This is a genomic window from Stenotrophomonas sp. 05L44_2 (assembly GCF_056665995.1).
The window spans coordinates 1-2,288 of record NZ_JBFTNR010000671.1; the positions used below are offsets into that span (position 1 = coordinate 1).

A 2,288-nucleotide genomic window follows, 5' to 3' on the forward strand; every position below is an offset into this window, starting at 1 on the left:
CAGCGGCACCGAGCGGCGGCAGACCCTGGGCGCGCGCTGGTTCGGCCAGTCGGGTGCGCTGGACTGGAATGCCGAACTGGTGGCACAGGGCGGTGAACTGCGGGCGGTGACCAGCGATCTGGACATCCGCGCCTGGACCCTCGCCACCGATACCGGTTGGCGCTGGAGCGCGCTGCCGCTGCAACCGCGGCTTGGCCTGAAGGCCGACATTGCCAGCGGCGACGCAGACCCGGGTGATGGTCGTCTGGGTACGTTCAATGCGTTGTTTCCCAAGTCCGCCTATTTCAGCGAAGCCAGCCTGTTGGCACCGGCCAACCTGATGGATCTGCAACCGACACTGGCACTGCGCCTGCATGAGGCGGTGACCACCGAGCTGGGTGTGCAGCTGGCCTGGAAGCATCGGCGCGCCGATGCGGTCTATACCACGCCGGCACCGTTGGCAGCGTTGCCCGGCAGTGCCGGAGGCGCACGCCGCATCGGTACCCAGTACAAATCCGAAACCCGCTGGCAGGTCAATGACCACTGGCAATGGCAGCTGCAGCTGGCCTGGGTCGACGCGGGTCCTGCACTGACGCAGGCCGGCGGCCGGGACACGCTGTTCGCCTCAATCGTTGGAGCTTGGCAATGGTGAACGCATCGGCGTCACAACACTCCCCGCAGGTCGATGGCGCATGGTCGCCGTTGAAGATCCGCATGTTCCGCTCGATCTGGCTGGCGATCCTGGCCAGCAACATCGGCACCTGGGTCAACGACGTGGCTGCGGCCTGGGTGATGGCCGAACGCACCGGTTCGGCGCTGATGGTCGCGCTGGTGCAGTCGGCCACCACCGTGCCGATCGTGCTGTTGGCGCTGGCGGCCGGGACCCTGGCCGACATCGTCGACCGCCGCAAGTACCTGCTGTTCACCCAGGGCTGGATGCTGCTGGTGGCGGCAGCGACCGCCGTGCTCACGGCATTGGACCTGCTGACGCCGCAGCTGCTGGTGCTGCTGACCTTCTGCATGGGCTGCGGTGCGGCGATGGCGATGCCGGCACAGGCCGCGATCGTCTCCGAGCTGGTTCCGCAGCCGATGCTGGCCTCGGCCGTGGCACTCAACTCCATCGGCATCAACATCGCCCGTTCCATCGGGCCGGCCATCGGCGGGGTGATCGTGGCCCAGCTGGGTGCGGTGTGGGCCTTCGGGTTCAACGCCATCACCTTTGCCGCCATGCTGTTCGTGGTGTGGGGCTGGAAGCGTGATCCGAAGGCGTCCAGCCTGCCTCCCGAAGGGTTCGGCGCTGGCCYCAAGGCGGGCCTGCGCTATGCCAGCCGTGCCGGCCGCCTGCAGGCGGTACTGATCAAATCGGCCGGCTTCTTCTTCTTCGCCGCGGCGATGAACGCGATGCTGCCGGTGGTGGTGCGCGGGCAGATGCAGGGCGGAGCGGGGCAGTACGGCGTGCTGCTGGGTTGCATCGGCATCGGTGCGGTGGGCGGTGCRCTGCTGCTGCCGAAGCTGCGGGCCAGGCTYGAYCGCGACCTGCTGGTGCTGCTGGCCACCYTGTCGCTGGCKGCAAGCCTGGCCGGYCTGGCGCTGACCCGCAGCTGGTACGTGTTGCCGCYGGTGATGCTGGTCAATGGCTTTGCCTGGATCACCGTACTGTCCTCGTTGCAGATCGCAGCACAGACGGCGGTGCCGGCCTGGGTGAGGGCGCGTGCGCTTGCCCTGTACATCATGGTGTTCTCGGCCGGCATGGCGGCCGGTGGCCTGAGCTGGGGCGCACTGGCGCAGCGCACATCGCCCGAGCTGGCACTGCTGGTGGCTGCTGCAGGTGCGGTCATCGGCGGCCTGCTGGTGTGGCGGGTACGCATTGCAGGCGCCGAAGATCTGAACCTGAGCCCGGCCGGGCACTGGCCCGCACCGGAACTGTCGGTGCCGGTGTCGAATGATCGGGGGCCGGTGCTGGTGACCATCGAATATCGCATCGATGCCGCCGACCGCGCCGCGTTCCAGGCGCAGATGCGCACGCTGGGAACGATCCGTCGACGCGATGGCGCCGTGGTCTGGGGCGTGGTCGAGGATGTGGCAACCCCGGGCATCCATCTGGAGTATTTCGTCGCAGCATCGTGGTTGGAGCACCTGCGCCAGCATGAACGCATCACCGCCGACGACAAGGCGATCCAGGAGGCGCTGCGCGCGCTGCATCGCGGCGAGCGCGCGCCGGTGGTGCGTCACTTCGTTGGCGGCCATGATCCATTGCCGGCGCCGGCGCCGCATCACCACAGCGATATCTGATGGTCCCGTGATGGAGC

At 68.1% G+C, this 2,288-nt stretch carries 2 protein-coding genes; both read left to right on the forward strand.

The features are described 5' to 3' along the window. Positions 1–631, forward strand: a 631-nt coding sequence (locus tag AC1VAN_RS19065) for an alginate export family protein (protein WP_480986466.1), incomplete at its 5' end; no start/stop codon positions are given. After that, positions 625–2,271, forward strand: a complete 1,647-nt coding sequence (locus AC1VAN_RS19070; protein ID WP_480986467.1) for an MFS transporter — start codon at positions 625–627, stop codon at positions 2,269–2,271. The genes AC1VAN_RS19065 and AC1VAN_RS19070, both read left to right, overlap by 7 nt. Positions 2,272–2,288 lie beyond the last annotated feature (17 nt).